The organism is Micromonospora sp. WMMD1155 (assembly GCF_029581275.1).
Classification (GTDB): domain Bacteria; phylum Actinomycetota; class Actinomycetes; order Mycobacteriales; family Micromonosporaceae; genus Micromonospora.
Genome location: NZ_CP120742.1, coordinates 4,288,722 through 4,308,733, shown reverse-complemented (window position 1 = coordinate 4,308,733; position 20,012 = coordinate 4,288,722). Strand labels below are relative to the sequence as shown.

The following is a 20,012-nucleotide window of genomic DNA, read 5'->3' as shown; positions in this document are numbered from 1 at the left end:
ACCTCGCCGTGACCGCGACCCACGCCTGCGGCCTGCACATCCTCGCCGACGCGCCCACCGGGGAGCCCAGCGGTGACCACACCGCGACCGCGACCACGCGCCTGACCGAACCCACACCCCCGACCGCCGCCACGCCCCCCGACCGCGACCGCACCCCGACCGTGACCACGGGACCATGATCGCGCTACAACCATGATGCAGGGGTCTCCTGGGCACCATCAGGCCACTACATCCATGATCGAGCGTGGCCTTGACGGCTGCGGGCTCGCCGATCCGCTCCGGGCGGTCGCGCCGGGTGTTTCGACCTCAAGATCCCCGCAACATCAGGGATAGTGCTGCCTCCTGCGCCCCGGAGGCAGCAACATCCGGGATGTTGCTCGGATCTTGGCGCGCGGCGCGAGACGCGAGACGCGGCGCGCGGGGCGCGCACGCGCGGGGCGCGCACGCGCGGGGCGCGCAGGCGCGGGGCGCGCACGCGCGGGGCGCGCACGCGCGGGGTCAGGTGGTGGGTGGGGGGTTGCTGGCGCGTTCCAGGGCCGGGCCCAGGCGGGTGGCCAGGGCGAGGTGAGCGGCACGGGCCTGGCGGAACGCGTACCGGAACAGCGGTGTCGGCGCGGTCAGGGTGATCTCGACGTCGACGCGGACCAGGCCGTCCGGCTCGGGGCGTAGCCGGGTGTGGTTGTGGACGGTGGTGGCCGGCCACTGACGGGCCACCATGACGATCTCGTCGTCCTCGTTGCTCAGTACGTCCGCGTGGTAGGTGGTGGTGAAGCGCAGCGGGCCGGCCGCCAGCCGGTCGTTGATCGTGTAGCTGGCCTGCGCGCCGGGGCGGGGCGGCAGTCGGCGGACCCGGACGATCAGTGGGTGCAGCTCACCCTGCCGGGTCAGGTCGCTGAGCAGCGCGGCCGCGTGGGCGACCGAGCATCGGGCCTGAACGGTGTAGCTGAAGGTATCGCTGCTGAGCACACCGTCTCCCGCCGTCGACTGTCGCACGATCGTCCCCTACCGATGTCTGGCTGGCAACGCCCCGCTGGGCGGGCGTCGGAGGATGGGATGCAAGCTACTATTTGTCGCATTAGTGATGAATAACCCAACCGTGCTGAGGGTGGACACCATGAACGGCGACGATCCGGTGAGCGGGCACGTGATGGTCTTCGCGCCAACGCCACAGCTGACGGTGACCGTGGACCAGCCCAACGACCACCCGGAGTTGCACCTGCACCCCGGCGGGCAGGGCGTCTGGCAGGCCCGGATGGTGATGTCGCTCGGCGTCGACGTGGTGCTCTGCGCCGCCCTCGGCGGCGAGATCGGGCAGGTGCTGGAGCCGCTGCTGGTCAGCGAGGGCGTCGACCTCAAGATGGTGGTCCGTGACTCCGGCAGCGGCGGGTACGTGCACGACCGCCGGGGCGGGTCCCGGGAGGAGATCGCGGACGTGCCGGGGCAGCCGTTGAGCCGACACGAACTCGACGAGCTGTACAACCTGGCCCTCGGGGAGGGCTTGGCGGCGGCCGTGAGCATCCTCAGCGGGCCGAACGAGCCGTGGCTCGTCCCCGCCGACCTGTACCGGCGGTTCGCGGCGGACCTCGGCGCCAACGGCGGCCGGGTGGTGGTCGACCTCTCCGGCGATCATCTCTCCGCGGTGCTGGAGAGCGGGGTGTTCTTCCTCAAGGTGAGCCACGAGGAGCTGATCCGCGACGGCCGCGCCCGCACCGACGACAGCGTGGAGTTGACCCGGGCGATGTACGAGCTGCACGCGGCCGGTGCCGAGACGGTGGTGGTGAGCCGGGCCGACCAGCCGGCGCTCGCGCTCATCGACGGGGAGTTGTTCGAGGTCGAGATGCCCCGGCTGGAGGCGGCCGATCCGCGCGGCGCGGGCGACTCGATGACCGCCGGGGTCGCCGCCGTCGTGGCCGGCGGCGGGGACATCCGGACCGCCATCCGGACCGGCGCCGCAGCCGGCGCGTTGAACGTGACCCGGCACGGCCTGGGCACCGGACGGCTGGACTCGATCACCGGACTCGTGGACCGGGTCCGGCTGGTACCGGCGGACAGCCGGCCACAGGAGCGGACCACCCCCGAGGAGCTGGCCGACCGGGTGGTCGACCGATGACCCTGCGGGTCCTGATCACCAACGACGACGGGATAGCAGCACCCGGCATCCAGGCACTCGCCTGGGCGGCCGTGCAGCGGGGCCTGGACGTGGTGGTCGCCGCGCCCTTGGAGGAGGCGAGCGGCACCAGCGCCGCGATGAGCGCGATGGAACGGGACGGGAGGGTCGTCGTGAACGATCATCCGCTACCGGACCTGGCGGGAGTGCCCGCGTACGGAGTCGGCGGCTCCCCCGGGTTCATCACGCTGATCGCCCTGCACGGCGCGTTCGGTCCGCCCCCGTCGGTGGTGCTCTCCGGAATCAACAGGGGCGCCAACGCCGGCCGGGCGGTGCTGCACTCGGGAACGGTGGGGGCCGCGTTCACCGCCGCCACGAACGGGTGTCGCGCCATGGCGGTCTCCCTCGACGTGCTCTCCGCGGGTGAGGCGACGGCGGCGAGCGGCGGTGCCGCGGTGGACGCCGCCGCCCGGGTACGCGACGCCGAACGGCACTGGAGCACCGCCGCACGGGTCGCCCTGGATCTGCTCCCCCGGTTGACCTCAGCGCCGTTGGAGAGCGTGCTGAACGTGAACGCACCGGACCTGCCGCACGGGGAGTTGCGCGGGGTGCGTCGAGGTGCGCTGGCCAGCTTCGGCCAGGTGCAGATGACGGTGGCCGAATCCGGGCACGGCTACGTGCGTACCTCGTTGGAGGAGCCGGGGCAGGCCGCACAGCCCGGCACCGACGTGGCGTTGCTGGCCGCCGGGTACGCGTCGGTGACGGCCATCCGGGCGGTCACCGAAGCGGCCGACGTGGACCTGACCGGGCTGGACGAGCAGACCTGACGCGGGGGCGTCAGGCGCCCGGCAGCACCTCGGGGGTGGCGGCCCCGGCGAAGTAGGGCTCCGGAGCGCCGAACAGGCCGAGCAGACCGGTCACCCAGAGCTGCCGGTGCACGAACCGGCTCGGTTCGGTCACCACCAGCTTGACGTCGCTGACCTCGGCCGTCTGGAAGCCGGCGACCATGGCGCTGATGCCGACGGAGTCGATGAAGGTGACCAGCCTCATGTTGAGCTCGATGCGCAGGGGCCGACCCTTGGCCAGCACCTCCGCGATCGCTTCGCGCACCTCGTACGCTGTGTCGACGTCGATCTCGCCCCGCGGGGCGATCTCCACGACACCACCGGACAGAACCGACTTCACGATCGACAGGCTCACGCGAGCACCTCCACCCGCCCGTCCCCCGGGCGCCTCATCAGTACGCGGGCCGCGACCGAGAGTATTCCTCCAACGGCCTCGGTCGCCACCCCTCGGGATGAGCAATTCGCGGATCCGAGCCAACAAAGCGGCCCATATCCGTACTTTTCAGTATCTGATTACTCAACACTTTTCGTTATCTGCGGCTCGTCGATCAGTCGTGACCGACGCGTCGCCGGACCAGGGTAGCCGTCCGGACCCGGCGCGCCCGACAACCGCCCCACGACGTACGCCCATCCCGCGTGCCACCGGCGTGTCGTCCACGACCCCCGGCCGGATCGGTGCCCGTGGTTGCCGACCCGTCCTAGCATCGGGCCGGGACACCCACCGTGACGGAGAGGACCTTCAATGATCAAGCGACTTGCAGGGCTGGCTGGCGTCGGCGTGCTGCTCGCCCTGGTGCTGGCCTGCGGTTTCGGCGGAGGCGGCGACGATGACGACGATGACGACGACTTCGCCAGGGGCGCTACGGCGGTGGCGGTGCGTTGAGGTACCGCCCGGCCGGGTTTGCGCGCGGGCGACCCTGGGCACTGGCGGGGTAGGCGAACCGTGACGCGCTGAACAGACGCCGAAGTCCGAAGTGGCCGGCGGCTACGGCACCCGAGGAGGTAACCACGATGTTCGGAACCAACCTGCTGGATCGCCGCAGCAAGCCGGAGCGGATCGCGGACCAGGCGTGGGAGCACCTGGTCTCCGCCGTCAGCTCCGCCGGAGACAGTGTGCGGGACACCGCGCGGTCGGCCCGTCGCAACAGCGGTGACCTGGCCGATGGCGCCGGTGACCTGGTCGGCTCCGCCGCCGAGGAGGCACGCCGCCGTGCTTCGCTGGCCTTCGACGCGCTGGCCGGTCGCCAGCCGGCTCTGCCCTGGACCCTGCTGATCGGCGCGGCCCTGGTCGGCGCGGCGGTCGGCTGGGCCGTCGGTTCCGCCGCGCGGGCCGCCGGCAGCCGGGACGACTCCACCGTCGACGACGTGGAGTTCGTCGACGTGGATCGCCCCAACTCACCGGCGGTCTGACCGACGACCTTCCCCCGCACCGCGCATCCCACGGGCCCCGATCGACCCAGGTCGAACGGGGCCCGTACCGCTGGGGTCGGTACGGGGTGGAACCGGTCCGCCGGGTGCCGGACCCCTCAGGCGGCCCGGCGGACCGGTGCTCGGGTGGTGGTGGTGATGGTGGTGGTGGTGGTGGTGGGCACACCCCGGGGGACGGGGTCGACCGAGTGGGAACGTCGTGGCCCGGGGGACGAGCACGACGCCGGGGACGGACGGAGCTGCCCTGACTCCACCACCCGACGCGACGGCTCCCGCGATCGAGGAACGCGATTACCGTAACCGAAATGCGCTCGTAATGGAAGCGCTCCCACGGGTGGGAGACGGTCCGCGCCGACCGTGTCGTCACCCCTTCCGGGCGAGGACGGTTCACCCGAGGCTGCGGCAGGTTCGACGTCGGCGGGCCTCCGGCTGCGAGTCGCCGCCCGGTTCGCCGACGGAGCACGGGAGGAGGACAGATGGCCATCGCGGAGATCAGCCGTACCGACCAGGACATCCAGTCCGCCGTACTCGACGAGCTGACCTGGGAACCACGGGTGCAGCCGCACGAGATCGGCGTGACCGTCGGCGAGGGCGTCGTCACACTGACCGGCCGGGTGGACAGCTACGCGAAGAAGTGGGCCGCCGAACGGGCCGCACACCGGGTCGCCCGGGTTCGGGCGGTCGCCAACGACCTGGCCGTACAACTGGCCGACGGCGCAGAGCGCACCGACCCCGACCTGGCCGCCGCCGCCAGCCACGCACTGGAGTGGGACGCGTTCGTGCCGATCGAGAAGCTCCAGGTCACCGTCTCGGCGGGCTGGGTGACGCTGCACGGCGACGTCGAGTGGGAGTACCAGCGCCGCGCCGCCGAGCGGGCCGTCAGCCGACTGACCGGCGTACGCGGGGTGAGCAACGGCATCGCCGTCCGACCGGCCGCCCCACCGGACGGTCGGAACCTGGCCGACCGGATCGTCGACGCGCTCGCCCGAGCCGGTGCCACCGAAGCCGAACGGATCAGCGTCCGGGTGCACGGTGACACGGCGGTGCTCGCCGGGTTGGTCCACTCGATGCCCGAGCGGGCGGAGGTCGAACAGGTGGCGTGGTCCGCGCCCGGCATCCGTGAGGTGCAGAACCACATCGCCGTCGCCCCGGGTCTGCGGTGAGCGAGCGCCCCGCACGGCGCTGAGCGCCGCCCGGCACGGAACCACCCGGGGTGGGTGAGCCCGTCTCACCCACCCCGGGGGCAGGCTGGGGGCATGAGTGATCCGAACGGGCTGATCCAGCCGGGGCACGCCGCGCCCGGCTTCACCCTGCCGGCCACCCCTGCTGGGGACCCGATGGGGCCTGAGCAGTTCCGCGGCCGACCGGTGGTGCTCGCCTTCTACCCCGCCGACTGGAGCCCGGTCTGCGGTGACCAGATGTCGCTCTACCAGTCCGCCGCCCCCGTCTTCGCGCAGTACCAGGCGGTGGTGCTCGGCCTCTCGGTGGACAGCATCTGGTCGCACCGGGCGTTCGCGGAGAGCCGGGGCATCGAGTTCCCACTGCTGGCCGACTTCGAGCCAAAGGGCGAGGTGGCCCGCGCCTACGGCGCGTACCAGCCGCGGGGTGAGGCCGCCCGCGCGCTCGTGGTGCTCGACCCGACGGGGACCGTGGCCTGGAGCCATCTCTCGCCGCCCGAGGTGAACCCGGGCGCCGACGGCATCTTCGACGCGCTGGACCAACTCGCCGCCGACCGGAAGGTGACGACCGGATGACCACGCCACTGCAGGTCACCGCCCGACTCCGGGACCCGGTGACCACCGAGGACCACATCCGCGGTCCGGCCGACGCGGCCGTCACCGTGGTCGAGTACGGCGACTTCCAGTGCCAGTTCTGCGGTGCGGCGTACCCGAACCTGCACGAGTTGCTGCGGCAGCGGGCCGACACCGTACGGCTGGTCTACCGGTACTTCCCGATCGCCAACGTCCACCCGTACGCCGAACGCGCCGCCGAGACGGCCGAGGCCGCCGGGGTGCGGGGCCGGTTCTGGGAGATGCACGACTGGCTCTACGAGCACCAGGACCAACTCGACCCGGTGCACCTCTCGCTCGGTGTCGAGCAGGTCGGGTTGCCCCCGGACGAGTTGAACGCCGAGGTGGAGAGCCGTGCGCACGCGGACCGGGTGCGCCGGGACTTCGTGGGCGGCATCCGCAGCGGGGTGAACGGCACACCGACCCTGTTCGTCAACGGCGTCCGGCACGACGGCGGCTACGACCTGCCCGACCTGCTGACGGCCGTGGACGCCGCCGGTGACGCCTGACCGCCTCGACCCGATCAGATCAGCCGCAACTCGCGCGCCCGCCGGACCGCTTCACGCCGGCGGGTCGCGTCGAGTTTGCGGTAGATGTTGCGGACGTGGGTCTTCACCGTGTTGACCGAGAGCGACAGTTCGCCGGCGATCTCCACGTTGGACAGGATGCTCTGCAGGTAACGCAGGATCGTCAGCTCCCGCTCGGTGAGCGGCTCGTCGAGGACACCCCCCGAGGCGGCGGCGACCGGCCGGGCCGTGCCCGTGCTGGTCCCCCGCACCAGGTCACTGACCAGCGTGAAGTGCGCCGTACCCGCGTCCAGGTGGGCGGCCAGCAGGTCCCGCACGGGTGGTGCGGCGTGGGTGAAGACCCGCCGGCAGCCCTGCGGGCCGGCCAGATCGAGCACCTCTTCCAGGACCCGACCGGCCCGACGGCCGTCCCCGGCCTGCTCGGCCAGCACGGCGTCCAGCAGGCCCGCGTCCAGGCGTACCGGCAGGGGCCAGGCTGTGGCTGTCGGCGACTGCCAGGCCGGCAGCGCCCGCCCGGCGGCGGCGTCGCCGGCCAGCAACTCCACCTTCGCCACCGCCACCGCGAGCACCGGGTCGTCGGTCGCACCGGCCAGTAGGTCGCGGGCGGCGTCCAGATCGCCCCGCTCGGCGCGCAGTTCGGCCTCGGCGGCCCGCAGGAGGCTGGTCAGTTCGGTGGCGGAGGGACGGTCGGCCAGCACCGCGCCAGCCCGGACGAGGAGCCGCTGGCCGGCCGCCGGGTCACCGGCGTCGCGGTACAACTGCGCCCGGCACAGTGCCGCCACCGCCGCCGCCACCGGTTCGCCGGAGGCGGCGGCGAGCCAGTCCTCGCCGGTGTCGGGCTCGACGCCGCCGACCCACCCGTCGGCGACGCCGAGCGCCGGACCGGCGAGAGCGAGGTTCGCCGCAGCCTCGTCGGGCTGGTCGCGCAGCAGGGCCACCACTGCCAGCGCCAGGTACGCGTAGGCGCAGTCGAGCCGACAGGACCAGCCTCGGCAAGGTGGCATGCCCAGTGCGTCCCGGGCCGCCTGCTCGGCCGCGCGCAGTTCCCCACGCACCGCGAGCAGAAGTGCGGCGCGGCTGGCGCCGACCAACTCGGTACGCGGCCGACCGGACTCCCGCGCTGCCGCCCGGGCCCGGACGAAGCGGGCGACCGGCAACGCGCCCTCGGCCAACTCGACGAGCCCCAGCGCGGTGCCGGTGAACGCCCGCAGGTCCGCGTCGTCGGCCGCACCGCCCCCGCCGGTGGTGGGGGCGGAGTTGGACGGCCCACTCGGCCCTGACTCCGGCACCCGGGTCGGCGTGGCACCCGGCGGGCGGGTTCGCAGCAGACGGGCGGCGGCGGCCCGCACCTCCGCCGGGTCGTCGGCGAGCCGGGCCACGCTCACCTCCAGTGCGGTGACCAACCGCAGGAACCGGTCCCGACGCGGCACGGGAAGGCCCGCCGCGTGTTCGGCCGCCGCGTGGAGGTGGCCGGTGGCGGCCGGCAGGTCGCCCGCGTACGCGCGCTCGGCGGCACAGGCCAGCGCCACCTCCGGGTCGGCGCGGACCACCTCCGCCGGTGGGGCGGCGGGGGCGGGGGCGGGCACCGGTTCACTGTCGTACCGGGTCAGTTCCGGCCAGTGCGCGACGAAGAGGTCGCCGGCCAGGTCCCACCGACCGGCGGCCAGCGCGTGCCGCAGCCCGTCGGCCGGTCGGCCGTCACCCGCGTACCAGTCGGCGGCCCGGGCATGCAGATCGCGCAGGTCGTCGGCGGGCAGCCGGGCCAGGTCGGCGCGGAGCAGGTCGGCCAGCAGAGGCTCGCAGCGGTACCAGGGCGGGCGGGTGTCGTCCCGGTGCAGCAGACCGCCCGCCCCGGCCAGGTCGGCGAGCGCCTGCCCGGCGTCGGCACGGCCGGTCAGCGCCTCGGCCAGGTCGGCGCAGACGGTGTCGACGATTGCGGTACGCCGCAGCAGGTCCTCCTCGGCCGGGTCGAGCGTCGTCAGCACCTCCTCGTGCAGGTAGCCGGCGATCTCCGGTTGGTCACCGCCGAACTGTCCCGCCCAGCGCTCCGGGTCGGGCTGGCCGCGTACCGCCAGGGCCGCGATGCGCAGCGCGGCCGGCCACCCTCCGGTGCGCTCCCGCAGACGGCGCACGGCGGTCGCCGGCAGCACGGCGCCGTGCGCGGTGAGCAGGTCGGCCACCTCGTCGTCGGTGAACGCCAACTCGTCCGGGCCGATCTCGGTCAGTTCCCCGGCGAGGCGGAGCCGGTGCAGCGGCAGCTGCAGCCCGGCCCGCGCGCCGATCACCAGACGCAACCGCTGCTCGGCGTGGCGCAGCAGGAACTCCAACCCGGTCAACGCGGCCGGGTCGGCGATGCGGTGCAGGTCGTCCAGGATCAGCAGCACCGGCCGGTCCGCGGCGGCGAGCGAGGCCGCCAGCGCCTCCAGGTGCTCGGGACGCGGCGGTCGGTCGGGCACCGGGCCGCTCTCCGTCGAGCTGGTCGCCGACCGCAACGCCGCCGCGAGGTACGCCCAGAGCCGGTCACCATCGTCGCCGACCTCCACGGACACCCACGCCGGAACCGGACCGGCCTCGGGCGGGGCCGCGACTTCGCCGGAGTCGGGCACCACCGCACCCGGCTCCACCTCGGCCGGAGCGCCGCCCAGCCGAACCCAGGACGCGAGCAACGTGGTCTTGCCCCAACCGGCGGGAGCGGCGATCCGGGTGACCGGCCCCGCGCTTCCCTCGTCCAACCTGCGCAGCAGTCGGGGTCGGGCCACCACCGGCTCCGGCGGCACGGCCGGAGTCAGTCGGGACGCCAGCAGCGGCGCCGCCCCGACAGACACCTGATCCTGTTCCGGCACCCGGCCCCACCCCCACCGCACGTTCCGCCCCCGGTCGGCGAGCGGTTACCCGGCGGTGGGCGGTTCACCCCTTCCGGGCGAGCACGCTTCACCCGACCGGCACCGACGATCGAGGGACGTGGACAGGGAGGACGGGTGGGACCGATGGGACGGCTGGCGCGGACGGGACCCGCCTTCGGCAGCGGGGCGCTCGCCCGGGCAGCGCGCTCGCTGCGCGTACCCCGGTGGCGGGGTCGGCCGGGCGCGGACGGCGGTGCCGCCACGCGGGCCTGGCCGAGTGCCCCCGCGCGGGGCCGGACCGGCGCGGACGGCGACCCCGTCGCGCCGGCCCGGTGGGAGGTGGTGACTGTCGACCGGCCGCCCGAGCAGGTGCTCCCGGACGGCCGTTGGCCGGAACCGCTGCGCCGCCTGGGCGGGGCGATCGAGGTGCGGGTGCGCCCGGCGCCCGGCGACCGGGGCACGGAGCTGGCCGCCCGCCCGCTGGTCGGCGGACCCGCACCGGCCGGGTTGGCCGCGCACCTGGTCGGCGACGACCCCGCGCTGCTGGTACGACGGACGTTGCGCCAGGTCAAGCAGCGCGTGGAGGCCGGCGAGGTGCTGCGCGCGGACCGGTCCGCGCTGGACCGCCCCGGGGTGCGCGGGTGAGGGCGCTGTGCTGGGTGGCCGCCGACGAGGTGGCGGTACGCGAGGTGCCCGACCCGGAGCTGCGCAACGAGCGGGACGTCATCGTCCGGGTGCGGCGCAGCGCCACCTGCGGCGGTGACCTGCCGCTGCTGGCCGGCCGGGACCCGCTGCTGCGAGCCGGTGACGTGCTCGGGGCCGAGTTCCTGGGCGAGGTGGTCGAGGTCGGGCCCGCGGTGCGCCGGCACCGCACCGGCGACCGGGTCGTCGTCGGCGCGAGCGTCGCCTGCGGTGGCTGCTGGTACTGCCGTCAGGGCCTGCACTCCTGCTGCGACAACGCCAGCGCCGACCTGGCGAGCGCGGACCCCGACCGGAGGCACTCCGACGCGGGGTGCTTCGGCCGACCCCGGGCGGCGGGCGGATTCGCCGGCGGTCACGCCGAGTACGTGCGGGTGCCGTACGCCGACGTGGGGGCGTTCGGGGTGCCGGACGCGGTCGACGACGATCGGGCGGTGTTCGCCGCCGACGCGGCGCCGACCGGGTGGCTCGCGGCCGAGGTGGGTGCGGTCCGCCACGGCGACGTGGTGGCGATCTGGGGCGCCGGTGCGGTGGGCCAGTTGACCGCCCGGGCGGCGGTGCTGCGTGGGGCCGCGCGGGTGCTGGTGGTGGACCGCCACGAGGAGCGGCTGCGGATGGCCGAGCGGCACTGCGGCGCGGAGCCGCTGGACTACCACCGCACCGACGTCGCCGCGGAGCTACGTGACCGCAGCGGTGGACGCGGTCCGGACGTGTGCGTGGTGGCCTCCGGCCCGACGCCCGCCCGATCGTCTGCCGACCGGTTCGGTGGTGGTGGCCACACCGCCGACCGACCGGACGCGCTGCGGGAAGCCGTGTACGCCTGCCGCAAGGGCGGTGTGGTGGTGGTGCTCGGCGCGACCGGCGGCTTCGTCGACGCGTTTCCGCTGGGCACGGTCACCGACCGTCGGCTGACGCTGCGCGGGGTACGTCGGCCGGACCTGCGCGACGTGCCGATGCTGCTGGACCGGATGGCCCGCGACGAGCTGCGGACCGAGCATCTGGCCACCCACCGGCTGCCGCTGGAGCAGGGCCCGCACGGGTACGCGTTGTTCCGGGACCGGACCGACGGTTGCGTGCGGGCCGTGTTCACGCCCTGACGGCCTCGTCGCGATCGGCCATCGGGGGCCACGAATGGCAGACTCCGAGGATGACTGGCGAGCGGACGTACGACGTGGTGCTGTTCGGGGCGACCGGGTTCACCGGAGGGTTGACCGCCGAATATCTGGCCCGGCACGCGCCGGCCGGGCTGCGCTGGGCGCTGGCCGGGCGTGACCGGCAGCGCCTCGCCGCCGTCCGGGCACGGCTCGCGGCGATCGACCCGACGCTGGCCGAGCTGCCGCTCCTGACCGCCGACGTGACCGACGCCGATTCGCTACGCGCGGTGGCCGAGAGCGCCCGCGTCGTGGCCAGCACGGTCGGGCCGTACATCCACCACGGGGAGCCGCTGGTCGCGGCCTGCAGTCGGGCCGGCACCGACTACCTGGACATCACCGGCGAGCCGGAGTTCGTCGACCTGATGTACGTGCGCCACCACGACGAGGCGACCCGCACCGGGGCGCGGCTGGTGCACGCCTGCGGGTTCGACTCGATCCCGCACGACCTGGGGGCCTGGTTCACTGTCAAGCACCTGCCCGCCGACGTGCCGATCACCGTGGACGGTTACGTACGCGCCGGTGGTCGGTTCTCCGCCGGCACGTACCATTCCGCGCTCACTGCGTTCTCCCGCACGGCGCAGGCCGGTCGGGCCGCCCGGGACCGCCGCGCGGTGGAGCCGCGCCCCACCGACCGTCGGGTCCGGGCGGTACCCGGCCGGCTGGCCCGCTCCGCCGAGCTGGGCATCTGGGCGGTCCCGCTGCCGACCATCGACCCGCAGGTGGTCCGCCGTTCGGCCGCGACCCGACCGGAGTACGGCCCGGACTTCCGCTACCGGCACTTCGCTGCGATGAAGCGGCTGCCCACCGTGCTGGCCGGTGCGGCCGGGCTGGGCGCGCTGATCGGGCTGGTGAAGCTGCCACCGACTCGACGGTGGCTGCTCGGTCGGCTCTCCTCCGGGCAGGGGCCGACCGCCGAGCAGCGGGCCGCGTCCTGGTTCCGGGTGCGGTTCGTCGGCACCGGCGGCGGACGTCGGGTGGTCACCGAGGTGGCCGGCGGCGACCCGGGTTACGACGAGACGGCGAAGATGCTCGGCGAGTCGGCGCTCTGCCTGGCGCTCGACGACCTGCCGCCGAGCGCCGGGCAGCTCACCCCGGTCGCCGCGATGGGTGACGCGCTGCTCGACCGGCTCGTCCGGGCCGGGCTCACCTTCCGGGTGCTGGGCCCCTCGGTTTGACCCTCGACCGGGTCGAGGGGGGAGGATGCCCGGCGTGAGCGACCTGCACAGCATCGGTGAGCTGGCCCGGGCCAGTGGTCTGACGGTCAGCGCGCTGCGCTTCTACGACTCGGCGGGGGTGCTGCAACCGGCGCTGGTCGACCCGGTGACCGGCTACCGCTGGTACACCGACGAGCAGGTCGCGCCGGCCCGCCTGGTGGCCGGGCTGCGCCGCATCGGCATGCCGGTTCCGGAGATCGCCGCCGCGGTACGCGCCGAGCCGACGGCGGTGCACCGGCTGCTCGACACGCACCTGCGTCGGCTGGTCGACGGGCTCGCCGACGCCCGCCGTGAGGTGACCCGGCTGCGGGCACTCGTCGACCCGACCCCGCCGACCAGCACCACGCTGCTGCTCTCCCCCGCCGACCTGGCCGCCGCGCTCGACGCGGTGCGCTTCGCCGTCGGCACGGACCCGGAGCTGCCGATGCTCTCCGGCGTGCTGCTCGACGTGGAGTCCGACGGCGTGCGGCTGGTCGCCACCGACCGGTACCGGCTCGCGCTGGCCCGGGCCGGGGCCGACGTCGACGGTCCCCCGGTGCGGGCGTTCGCCCCCGTCGACCTCGTCGACCAGGTCCGGGTGCTGCTCACCGCCGCCGACGCCCGGCCGGTACGGCTGACCGTGGCGGGCGCGGACCTGCGGGTGCTGGTGGCCGGACGGACGCTGACCGGCACCGCCCTGCCGTACGATTTCCCGGACTACCGCCGACTGGTGCGCCAGGCCGTCGGCGAGCGGCCCACCGCCCGTCGCATCCCGGTGGACGTGGCGGCGCTGCGCGCCGCGCTGTCCGACCCGGCGGCGCCCACCGTCGCCCGCGACCACGACGGCACGGCGCGGACGGTCACCGTGCTCGGCGTCGACGACGCCGGTGTCCTGCGGCTGCTCCCCGACAGCGAGCTGACCTCGGACACGCTGCGGGTCGGGGTGGACGGCGGCTACCTGCTGGACGCGTTGAACGCGACCGGCGCGTCGCAACTGGTGCTGGAGTTGGACGGGCCGATCGCCCCGCTGGCCGTACGCCGGACGGACGACGCGGACACCTACTCGGTGCTGATGCCGATCCGGCTGTAGAACCTCCCCGTCCCGGCCCGACGGGGCCGCGACGGTAGCATCTGGTGGTTCACCTGTGACCCCGGACGGAGGCGTACGGAGCAGCATGCTCGACATGGAGTTGATCCGGAAGGATCGCGAGGCGGTGGCGACCGCGCTGGCGAAGCGACTGGATCCCGCCGAGGTCACCCGATCCCTGGACGAGATCCAGCGGCTCGACCAGGAACGACGCGCACTGATCACGGAGATCGACGCCGAGCGGCAACGTCGCAAGGCGGAGGCCCGGGCGTACGCGCAGGCGTTGCGTGCCGGCGAGGAGCCGCAGGTCGTCGCACCGGATGCCGAACGTCGGCAGCTCGCCGACCTGGAGTCCCAGCTCGACGAGGTGCAGGCCCGACTGCGCGACGCGATGAGCGAGCTGCCCAACCTGCCCAGCGACGACGTCGTGGCCGGCGGCAAGGAAGCCAACCAGGTCGTGAAGACCTTCGGCGAGCCGCCGGTGATCGAGAAGGTCCGCGACCACGTGGAGCTGAGCCGGGCGCTGGGCCTGGTCGACTACGAGCGCGGGGTCAAGCTCGGTGGGTCCGGCTTCTGGATCTACACCGGCATCGGCGCCCGGCTGGAGTGGGCGCTGCTCAACTACTTCGTCGACCAGCACATCCGGGCCGGTTACGAGTTCCTGCTCCCGCCGCACCTGCTGCTGGACTCGGCCGGCTTCGCCGCCGGGCAGTTCCCCAAGTTCTACGACGACGTCTACCACCTCGACTCGGCGTCCGCCCCGCGCGGCCAGTTCCTGCTGCCGACGTCGGAGACGGCGATCCTCGGCGCGTACCAGGACGAGATCCTGGAGACGCCGAAGCTGCCGCTGAAGGCGTTCGCGTACACGCCGTGCTACCGGCGGGAGTCGGCCGGCTCGCACTCGGACGAGCGCGGCACCGTGCGGGGCCACCAGTTCAACAAGGTGGAGATCTTCCAGTTCACCCTTCCGGAGCAGGCCGACGCCGCGCTGGAGGAGATGCTCGCCCACGCGGAGAGCCTGGTCGAAGGGCTGGGCCTGCACTACCAGCGCACGCTGCTCTCGGCCGGCGACGCCAGCGCCTCGATGAAGAAGACGCTCGACATCGAGGTGTGGATGCCGAGCACCGGGAAGTACAAGGAGGTGTCGTCGGTCTCCTGGGCCGGTGACTACCAGGCGCGTCGGGCCGCCATCCGCTACCGCGAGCCGGGCGGCAAGCAGACCCGTTTCGTGCACACGCTCAACGGTTCCGCGCTGGCCACCAGCCGGCTCTTCCCGGCCATCCTGGAGCAGTACCAGCAGGCCGACGGCAGCGTCCTGGTCCCGAAGGTCCTCCAGGAGCGCCTGGGCACCGACCGGCTGACGCCCCTGCGCTGAATCAGTCGGCGGCGGGGTTGGTGCGGATCGCACCAGCCCCGCCGCCCTCAGCTCCGCAGCCCGTTCCGGCGGTCGATCATGACGTTATCGCCCGTCACCCCGGCGTGTCGGGGCGCTAACGTCATGATCGACGGAGGCTGGGGGCGGGCGGTGGGGGGCGCGCTTCGCCAGGAGCGCGGTCAGGAGGAGCAGGGCCAGGGCGGCCAGCAGAACCGTTGGGCCGGCCCGATCCACAGTGTCGGCCAGGGCTCGCTGAACCTGGGCGGCCGTTCGGATGACCGGATCGTGCAGGGCGTCGCGGCGGCCGGCGGCCAGCCGTAGCTCGTACCAGCCGTACCACGCGACGTAACCACCGGCCACCAGCAGCATCAGACCGCTGAGCCGGGGCACCAACGCCCCGGCGACGCGCAGCCGCGCCACCAGCCCGTCGCGCAGCAGCGCCACCCCGAGCGCGGCGACCGCGACCACCAGACCCATCCCGAGGGCGTACGCCCCGAACAGCGCCAGCCCACGCCCGGTCGAACCGGCCTGGAGGCTGGTCACCACGATGGCCAGGAACGGGGCGATGGCACAGCCGAGCGACGCCAACGCGTAGGCCGCGCCGAACAGGGCCATCGACGGCCAGGACCGGGTCAGCCGGGGCGCTCGGGCCGACCGGCCGAGGGTGGGCAGTCGCCGTCCGGCGAGCAGCCAGCAACCGGCCAGCACCAGCAGCACACCGAGGGTCACGGTCAGCCACGGCAGGCGGGGCCGCAGCCAGCCGGCCAGCGGCGCGAGCGCCAGGCCGAACGCGCCGAAGACCAGCACGTACCCCACTGTCAGCCCGGCCGCCGCGGTGAGCGCGCGGCCGACCGCGCCGCGAGTGTCCGACGCTCCGGCGACCAACAGCGAGAGGTACGCGGGCAGCAGCGCGAAGCCGCACGGGTTGACCGCGCCGAGCATGCCGGCGGTCAGCGCGAGCAGCAGCGCGGCGGTCACGCCCCGGCCAGGGCGGCGACGCGGGCGCTGAGCGCCTCACCGTCCAGGAAGCCCTGGTGGACCACAGCACCGGTCCGGTCGATGATCACGAAGATGCTCTGCTCGGTCACCTTGAACCGCTTCCAGAGCGCACCCTTGCGGTCGTCGACCTGGGTCGTCCCGGCGAGCTCGAACTCGGTGACGAACTCCTTCATCGCCCGCTGCTCGCCCAGCCCGGCGACGCCGACTATCGGCACGGTGTCCCGGTACTTCGGCGCGATCTCGGCCACCGTCCACGCCTGACTGGCGCAGGTGGCGCACCACGGCGCCCAGAACCACAGCACCACCGGCTTGCCGGCGAGCTGCGCCGCGTCGAACGCCGCACCGGTGAGGGTGGTCCCGGTGAAGCGCAGGACGTCCGGGACCTGCGCCGCGGCGGCCGGCGGTCCGCCGGTCGGGGTGGGCGAGGCGGTCGGCGGGGACGGTGTCGCGGTCGGTGCGGCACCGGTCGAGGCCGGGGCCGATCCGGCGGCGGTGGGTCCGCCCGGCGCGGTGCCGGTGCAGGCGGCGACGCCGAACAGGGCCACCACGAGCGCCCCAGCGGTGGCGCCACGACGTACCGGTCCGGCCGCTGTCCAGCGGCGCAGCTGCCCGGCCGCCGTCCACGTCCTGCTGATCCGCATCCGCTTCTCCGTCTCCGGTCCGGAAGGGACCGTTGCTGGACCTGGGGCCTACCTACTCGGCCTTGGCGAGTCGGAGGGCCAACTCGGGGCAGACCTTGACCGCCTTCAGCGCCCCCTCCCGCAGCCAGGTCGGCACGGGGGTGGCCGGGAAGGCCGGGTATCCGTTCGCGTCCAGCCGGATGAAGTCCGGTACGACGTGCGCGCAGAGCCCGTGCCCGTCGCACCGCGACCAGTCCAGGGTGAGCTTCTGCGGGTTCGCGTCCGGTGCGCCCGGCAGCCCCATCACGCCCTTGACCCGTCGGCCGCAACCGTCGCCGGTGCTGTGCAGCCGCAGGTCCTCGGCGAAGACCTCGATCGCGGAGAGCGCGAACCGGGCGGTGCCGTCCGGGTGACTGCACGCACCCCGGCCCCTCACCTCGCCGGCGGCGGCCCGCACCACGTCCGCCGGTTGGCTACCGGCGACCGCCAGGTCCACCGCGCGGGCCAGATCCGGCAGGCCCATCTTGCACGGTCCGCACTGGCCGGCGGACTCCCCGGCCAGGTAACGCACCACCTGCGCGGCCTCGCCGAGCGGGCAGGTGTCGACACCGACCGGGATGATGATGCCCGCGCCGAGGGTGCCGCCGACCGCGGCCAGACCCCTGCGGGACACCTCTGCCTTCTCCGCCGCCTCCGGGGTGATCCACTTGCCGTGGTAGCCGCCCATCAGGATGCCCTGCACGTCCGGGACCTCGCACAGGTCCAGGACGTCGCGCAGCGGCATGCCTGCGGTGCACTCCACCACGGCCGGTCGACCGGCCGCGCCGGTCACGGTGAGCAGCACCGTGCCCGGCTCGTCGTCGGTGCCGAGCGCCGCGTACTCGTACGGGCCGAGTCGCGCACCGATCGCGAGCTGGGCGTACGTCTCGGCGTTGGACAGCAGGGTGGGCAGGCCGCTGACCCCGGAGTCGCTGGAACGCTTCTTGGTGCCGGGTGGGATGTGCGGCAGCCCGTTGATCCCGTTGACGAGCGCGCCGCCCTCACCGGAGATGAACCGGTGCGGCACGGTGACGATCGTCGTCATCACCGGCATCCGGCGCTCATCGAGGGCCTCCATCAGCGAGTCCTTGCCGACCCCGTCGTCGGCCACCCCGATGACGATCTCGTCGGCGTCCAGCGCGTACGCGGCCAGCGCCGCGCCGTCCAGGATCAGGTGCGGTGCCCGGGTCAGCAGCACCTTGTCCTTCCAGCTGGCCGGCTCACCCTCGGTGGCGTTGACCACCACGACGGCGGCGAGGTCCTGCCGTTCGCAGGACTCCAGCACGGCCCGCATCTTGCGGGCGAACGGGAAACCCGCCCCGCCCTTGCCCTTGAGCTGCATGCCCTCGGCGAGCCGGAGCAGCTGCGCCGGCTCCATCGGGCCGATCGGGCCGTGCACCTCCTCGTGGGCGGCCAGGTCGAGCCGACCGTACTCGGCGAAGCCGGCGGTCAGCCGCGGCTCGCCCACGCAGGCGACCGGTGGCACAGCCGTCCGCATCACTTCGCCTCACCCCGCAGCCCAGCCCAGTACGCCCCGTCCACCGCGTCGGCGCTGGCCTTGCGGCGCTTGGCGGAGCGGCCCTCACCGGCGGCCCGCTTGGCGCGACGTGAGGCCAGGTCGACCAGCGTCGGCGTGTCGTCGACCGGCGGCACCTCGTCCGGCACGTACCGGGCCGGCGGACGCCAGTAGTCCGGCTCCTCCGGCAGGTCGTCCTCCGCGCTGTGCCGGCCGCTGCCGCTGCGCGGCGTCGCCGAGATCGGGCTGCTGGAGATCGGCTCTGCGGAGACCGGGCCGGCGGAGATCGGCTCGGCGGCCTGCCACCGGCGCGGGCTGTCCCACGGCTCCTCGGGCTCGGGCGTCGGCAGCGGCGGGGCCGAGTACCGGCTGTCCTCGTCCTCACGGCGGGACCGGCGGCTGGGTCGCTCGGCGGCCGACTCCTCGGCGCGTCGCCGACCGGCCGAAGCCTCCTCGTCCCGGGTACGCGAGCCACGTCGCCGGGCCACCGGCTGCAACTCCTCCTCGTCGCGTCGGCGGGTGTCGGTCTCCTCGACGCCGCGGCGGGGCGACCGGCGGGTGGTGGGCTCCGCCTCGCCGCGGCGGCTACGGGACGACCGTTCGGTGTCGCGGCGGGCGGCCGGCTCCTCCTCGCGTCGGCGTCGGCTGGGCCGGGTCGGCTCCACGAGGGAGCCGGGCTCGGGCACCACCGGGACGGTGAACCGTTCGGGGTCGCGCCGCGCGGGCGGGGCGGCCCAGGTGGCGGTGGTGGTGTCCGCCCAGGCGGGACGCTTCTCCGCGGCGGAGTTGCTGCGCCGACCCAACCCGGCAAGCAGCGACCGAGCGGCCTTCGCGTCACCGGCCCGACCGGCCATCGCGGCGTTGCGCGCCGCCGCCTGGTGCTGTTCGCGGCTGCGCCGACCGAGGCTGACCGAGAGCCGCACCAGCAGGGCCAGCACCACCAGCAGGATGCAGCCCAGGTAGCTGAACATCACCCAGGGCGCTGCGGCCCGACCGGCGTTGAGGCCGTGCAGCACGGCGAAGGGCCAGGCCAGGTACGCGACGGAGTGCAGGGCGCGCCACAGCCACTTCGGACCGACGTCGGCGAAGCGGGCCCGGATGATTCCGGTCCAGATCACACTGACCATGAGCAGGGCGGCCACCGTGCCGAGCCCGACGTACAGCCCTCGGCCACCGACGAACGGCACCACCGCGTCGGTCGCCGCCGCCCGACCTGTGGCGACCTTGGTGAGGACGTGGAATCCGAGCCCGGCCACGCCCAGCACACCGGTGGCGCGGTGCGCCGACTGCATCAGCACCCGGTGCGGGATGCGCAGCACCAGCCGGTCGGTGGCGAGCAGACCGAGCATCACGGTCAGGCTCAACGCCACCAGGGAGATCACCCCGGCGAAGAACTCGGTGAAGAAGAAGCCGTACGCGTACGCCTTCTGTCCAGCGCCGGTCAGCATGACCGCCGCCCAGAGCGCGGCGAGCGCCGACGCGATCAGCATGCCGACCGCCGGCCTCGAGGGGGTTCGCACCCCCCGACTGCTGGCGCTGGTCCGGACGGTGGCCGCCTTCTTGTCCTGCTGTGCCCGGGCCATCTGCTCCTCGATCGTCTCGCGGCGGCGTACCACCGGCCGACCCCTGCTCCCCCATCCAGTACGGACGGACGGGGCGCGCGGATCACCCACTGCCGAAAATTTCTGGGTCGAGATCGAACCGAGTGGTGCCGTCGTGCGTTGCGCCGCCCACATGGGCCACAGAGCACCCCGTTTTATCGATTTCGTGCGGGAAGGACCTCCACTTAG

The 20,012-nt window shown here is 74.0% G+C and carries 20 protein-coding genes; 13 read left to right on the top strand and 7 right to left on the bottom strand.

All coding sequences use genetic code 11. The features are described from left to right. Positions 1–8 precede the first annotated feature (8 nt). Positions 9–179: a hypothetical protein gene (locus O7617_RS19905; RefSeq protein WP_282257321.1), complete on the top strand. Its 171-nt coding sequence runs from the start codon at positions 9–11 to the stop codon at positions 177–179. A 319-nt stretch (positions 180–498) separates the two neighbouring features. Here the strand turns inward: O7617_RS19905 and O7617_RS19900 are convergent, their stop codons facing one another. Further along, entirely contained in the window at positions 499–966 is a 468-nt protein-coding gene (locus O7617_RS19900; protein WP_282257319.1) for an SRPBCC family protein, read from the bottom strand. A 148-nt stretch (positions 967–1,114) separates the two neighbouring features. On the opposite strand from O7617_RS19900, the gene O7617_RS19895 reads away from it, so the two are divergent. Together O7617_RS19895 and O7617_RS19890 are read left to right on the top strand one after the other, a co-directional pair. After that, the gene (locus tag O7617_RS19895) at positions 1,115–2,110 is read left to right on the top strand and encodes a PfkB family carbohydrate kinase (protein WP_282257317.1); all 996 of its coding nucleotides are present in this window, start codon (positions 1,115–1,117) and stop codon (positions 2,108–2,110) included. After that, on the top strand, positions 2,107–2,934 hold the full coding sequence (locus tag O7617_RS19890; RefSeq protein ID WP_282257314.1) for a 5'/3'-nucleotidase SurE: 828 nt from the start codon (positions 2,107–2,109) through the stop codon (positions 2,932–2,934). Before O7617_RS19895 ends, O7617_RS19890 begins: the two co-directional genes overlap by 4 nt. Positions 2,935–2,944: 10 nt before the next feature. On the opposite strand, the gene O7617_RS19885 is transcribed toward O7617_RS19890, so the two are convergent. Then, complete coding sequence (locus O7617_RS19885) at positions 2,945–3,307, bottom strand: STAS domain-containing protein (protein WP_030330302.1); 363 nt, start codon at positions 3,305–3,307, stop codon at positions 2,945–2,947. A 387-nt stretch (positions 3,308–3,694) separates the two neighbouring features. Between O7617_RS19885 and O7617_RS19880 the strand changes: the two genes are divergently transcribed. From O7617_RS19880 to O7617_RS19860, 5 genes are all read left to right on the top strand, one after another. Then, on the top strand, positions 3,695–3,835 hold the full coding sequence (locus tag O7617_RS19880) for a hypothetical protein (protein ID WP_282257313.1): 141 nt from the start codon (positions 3,695–3,697) through the stop codon (positions 3,833–3,835). A 128-nt stretch (positions 3,836–3,963) separates the two neighbouring features. Continuing rightward, positions 3,964–4,362: a hypothetical protein gene (locus tag O7617_RS19875; protein ID WP_282257311.1), complete on the top strand. Its 399-nt coding sequence runs from the start codon at positions 3,964–3,966 to the stop codon at positions 4,360–4,362. 494 nt (positions 4,363–4,856) lie between these two features. After that, positions 4,857–5,543 carry a BON domain-containing protein gene (locus tag O7617_RS19870; RefSeq protein ID WP_282257309.1) on the top strand — a complete coding sequence of 229 codons (687 nt, stop codon included), beginning with the start codon at positions 4,857–4,859 and terminating at the stop codon, positions 5,541–5,543. Positions 5,544–5,636: 93 nt separating this feature from the next. Further along, positions 5,637–6,134: a redoxin domain-containing protein gene (locus tag O7617_RS19865; RefSeq protein ID WP_282257307.1), complete on the top strand. Its 498-nt coding sequence runs from the start codon at positions 5,637–5,639 to the stop codon at positions 6,132–6,134. Beyond that, complete coding sequence (locus O7617_RS19860) at positions 6,131–6,679, top strand: DsbA family protein (RefSeq protein WP_282257306.1); 549 nt, start codon at positions 6,131–6,133, stop codon at positions 6,677–6,679. Before O7617_RS19865 ends, O7617_RS19860 begins: the two co-directional genes overlap by 4 nt. 14 nt (positions 6,680–6,693) lie before the next feature. On the opposite strand, the gene O7617_RS19855 is transcribed toward O7617_RS19860, so the two are convergent. Beyond that, positions 6,694–9,540, bottom strand: a complete 2,847-nt coding sequence (locus tag O7617_RS19855) for a LuxR C-terminal-related transcriptional regulator (RefSeq protein ID WP_282257305.1) — start codon at positions 9,538–9,540, stop codon at positions 6,694–6,696. Positions 9,541–9,675: 135 nt separating this feature from the next. Between O7617_RS19855 and O7617_RS19850 the strand changes: the two genes are divergently transcribed. From O7617_RS19850 to serS, 5 genes are all read left to right on the top strand, one after another. Next, complete coding sequence (locus O7617_RS19850; RefSeq protein WP_282257303.1) at positions 9,676–10,185, top strand: hypothetical protein; 510 nt, start codon at positions 9,676–9,678, stop codon at positions 10,183–10,185. After that, a complete protein-coding gene (locus O7617_RS19845) occupies positions 10,182–11,336 on the top strand; it encodes an alcohol dehydrogenase catalytic domain-containing protein (RefSeq protein WP_282257301.1) in 1,155 nt (384 codons plus the stop codon). The genes O7617_RS19850 and O7617_RS19845 overlap by 4 nt, the downstream gene beginning before the upstream one ends. A gap of 50 nt (positions 11,337–11,386) precedes the next feature. Continuing rightward, the gene (locus O7617_RS19840; protein WP_282257300.1) at positions 11,387–12,568 is read left to right on the top strand and encodes a saccharopine dehydrogenase NADP-binding domain-containing protein; all 1,182 of its coding nucleotides are present in this window, start codon (positions 11,387–11,389) and stop codon (positions 12,566–12,568) included. A 43-nt stretch (positions 12,569–12,611) separates the two neighbouring features. Beyond that, entirely contained in the window at positions 12,612–13,676 is a 1,065-nt protein-coding gene (locus tag O7617_RS19835; protein WP_282264801.1) for a MerR family transcriptional regulator, read from the top strand. 85 nt (positions 13,677–13,761) lie between these two features. Beyond that, complete coding sequence (serS, locus tag O7617_RS19830) at positions 13,762–15,048, top strand: serine--tRNA ligase (protein ID WP_282264800.1); 1,287 nt, start codon at positions 13,762–13,764, stop codon at positions 15,046–15,048. Between the two features lie 84 nt (positions 15,049–15,132). Here serS and O7617_RS19825 read toward each other — a convergent pair whose 3' ends face one another. The 4 genes from O7617_RS19825 to O7617_RS19810 are packed head-to-tail and all read right to left on the bottom strand — an operon-like array spanning position 15,133 to position 19,838. Beyond that, positions 15,133–16,026, bottom strand: a complete 894-nt coding sequence (locus O7617_RS19825; RefSeq protein WP_282257299.1) for a cytochrome c biogenesis CcdA family protein — start codon at positions 16,024–16,026, stop codon at positions 15,133–15,135. Then, positions 16,023–16,688 (bottom strand): redoxin family protein, encoded by a 666-nt coding sequence (locus tag O7617_RS19820; RefSeq protein WP_282257298.1) that lies wholly within the window; start codon positions 16,686–16,688, stop codon positions 16,023–16,025. The genes O7617_RS19825 and O7617_RS19820 overlap by 4 nt, the downstream gene beginning before the upstream one ends. Before the next feature lie 52 nt (positions 16,689–16,740). After that, the gene (locus O7617_RS19815; RefSeq protein WP_282257297.1) at positions 16,741–18,204 is read right to left on the bottom strand and encodes an NADH-quinone oxidoreductase subunit NuoF family protein; all 1,464 of its coding nucleotides are present in this window, start codon (positions 18,202–18,204) and stop codon (positions 16,741–16,743) included. Continuing rightward, the gene (locus O7617_RS19810) at positions 18,204–19,838 is read right to left on the bottom strand and encodes a ferric reductase-like transmembrane domain-containing protein (protein ID WP_282257296.1); all 1,635 of its coding nucleotides are present in this window, start codon (positions 19,836–19,838) and stop codon (positions 18,204–18,206) included. The genes O7617_RS19815 and O7617_RS19810 overlap by 1 nt, the downstream gene beginning before the upstream one ends. Positions 19,839–20,012 lie beyond the last annotated feature (174 nt).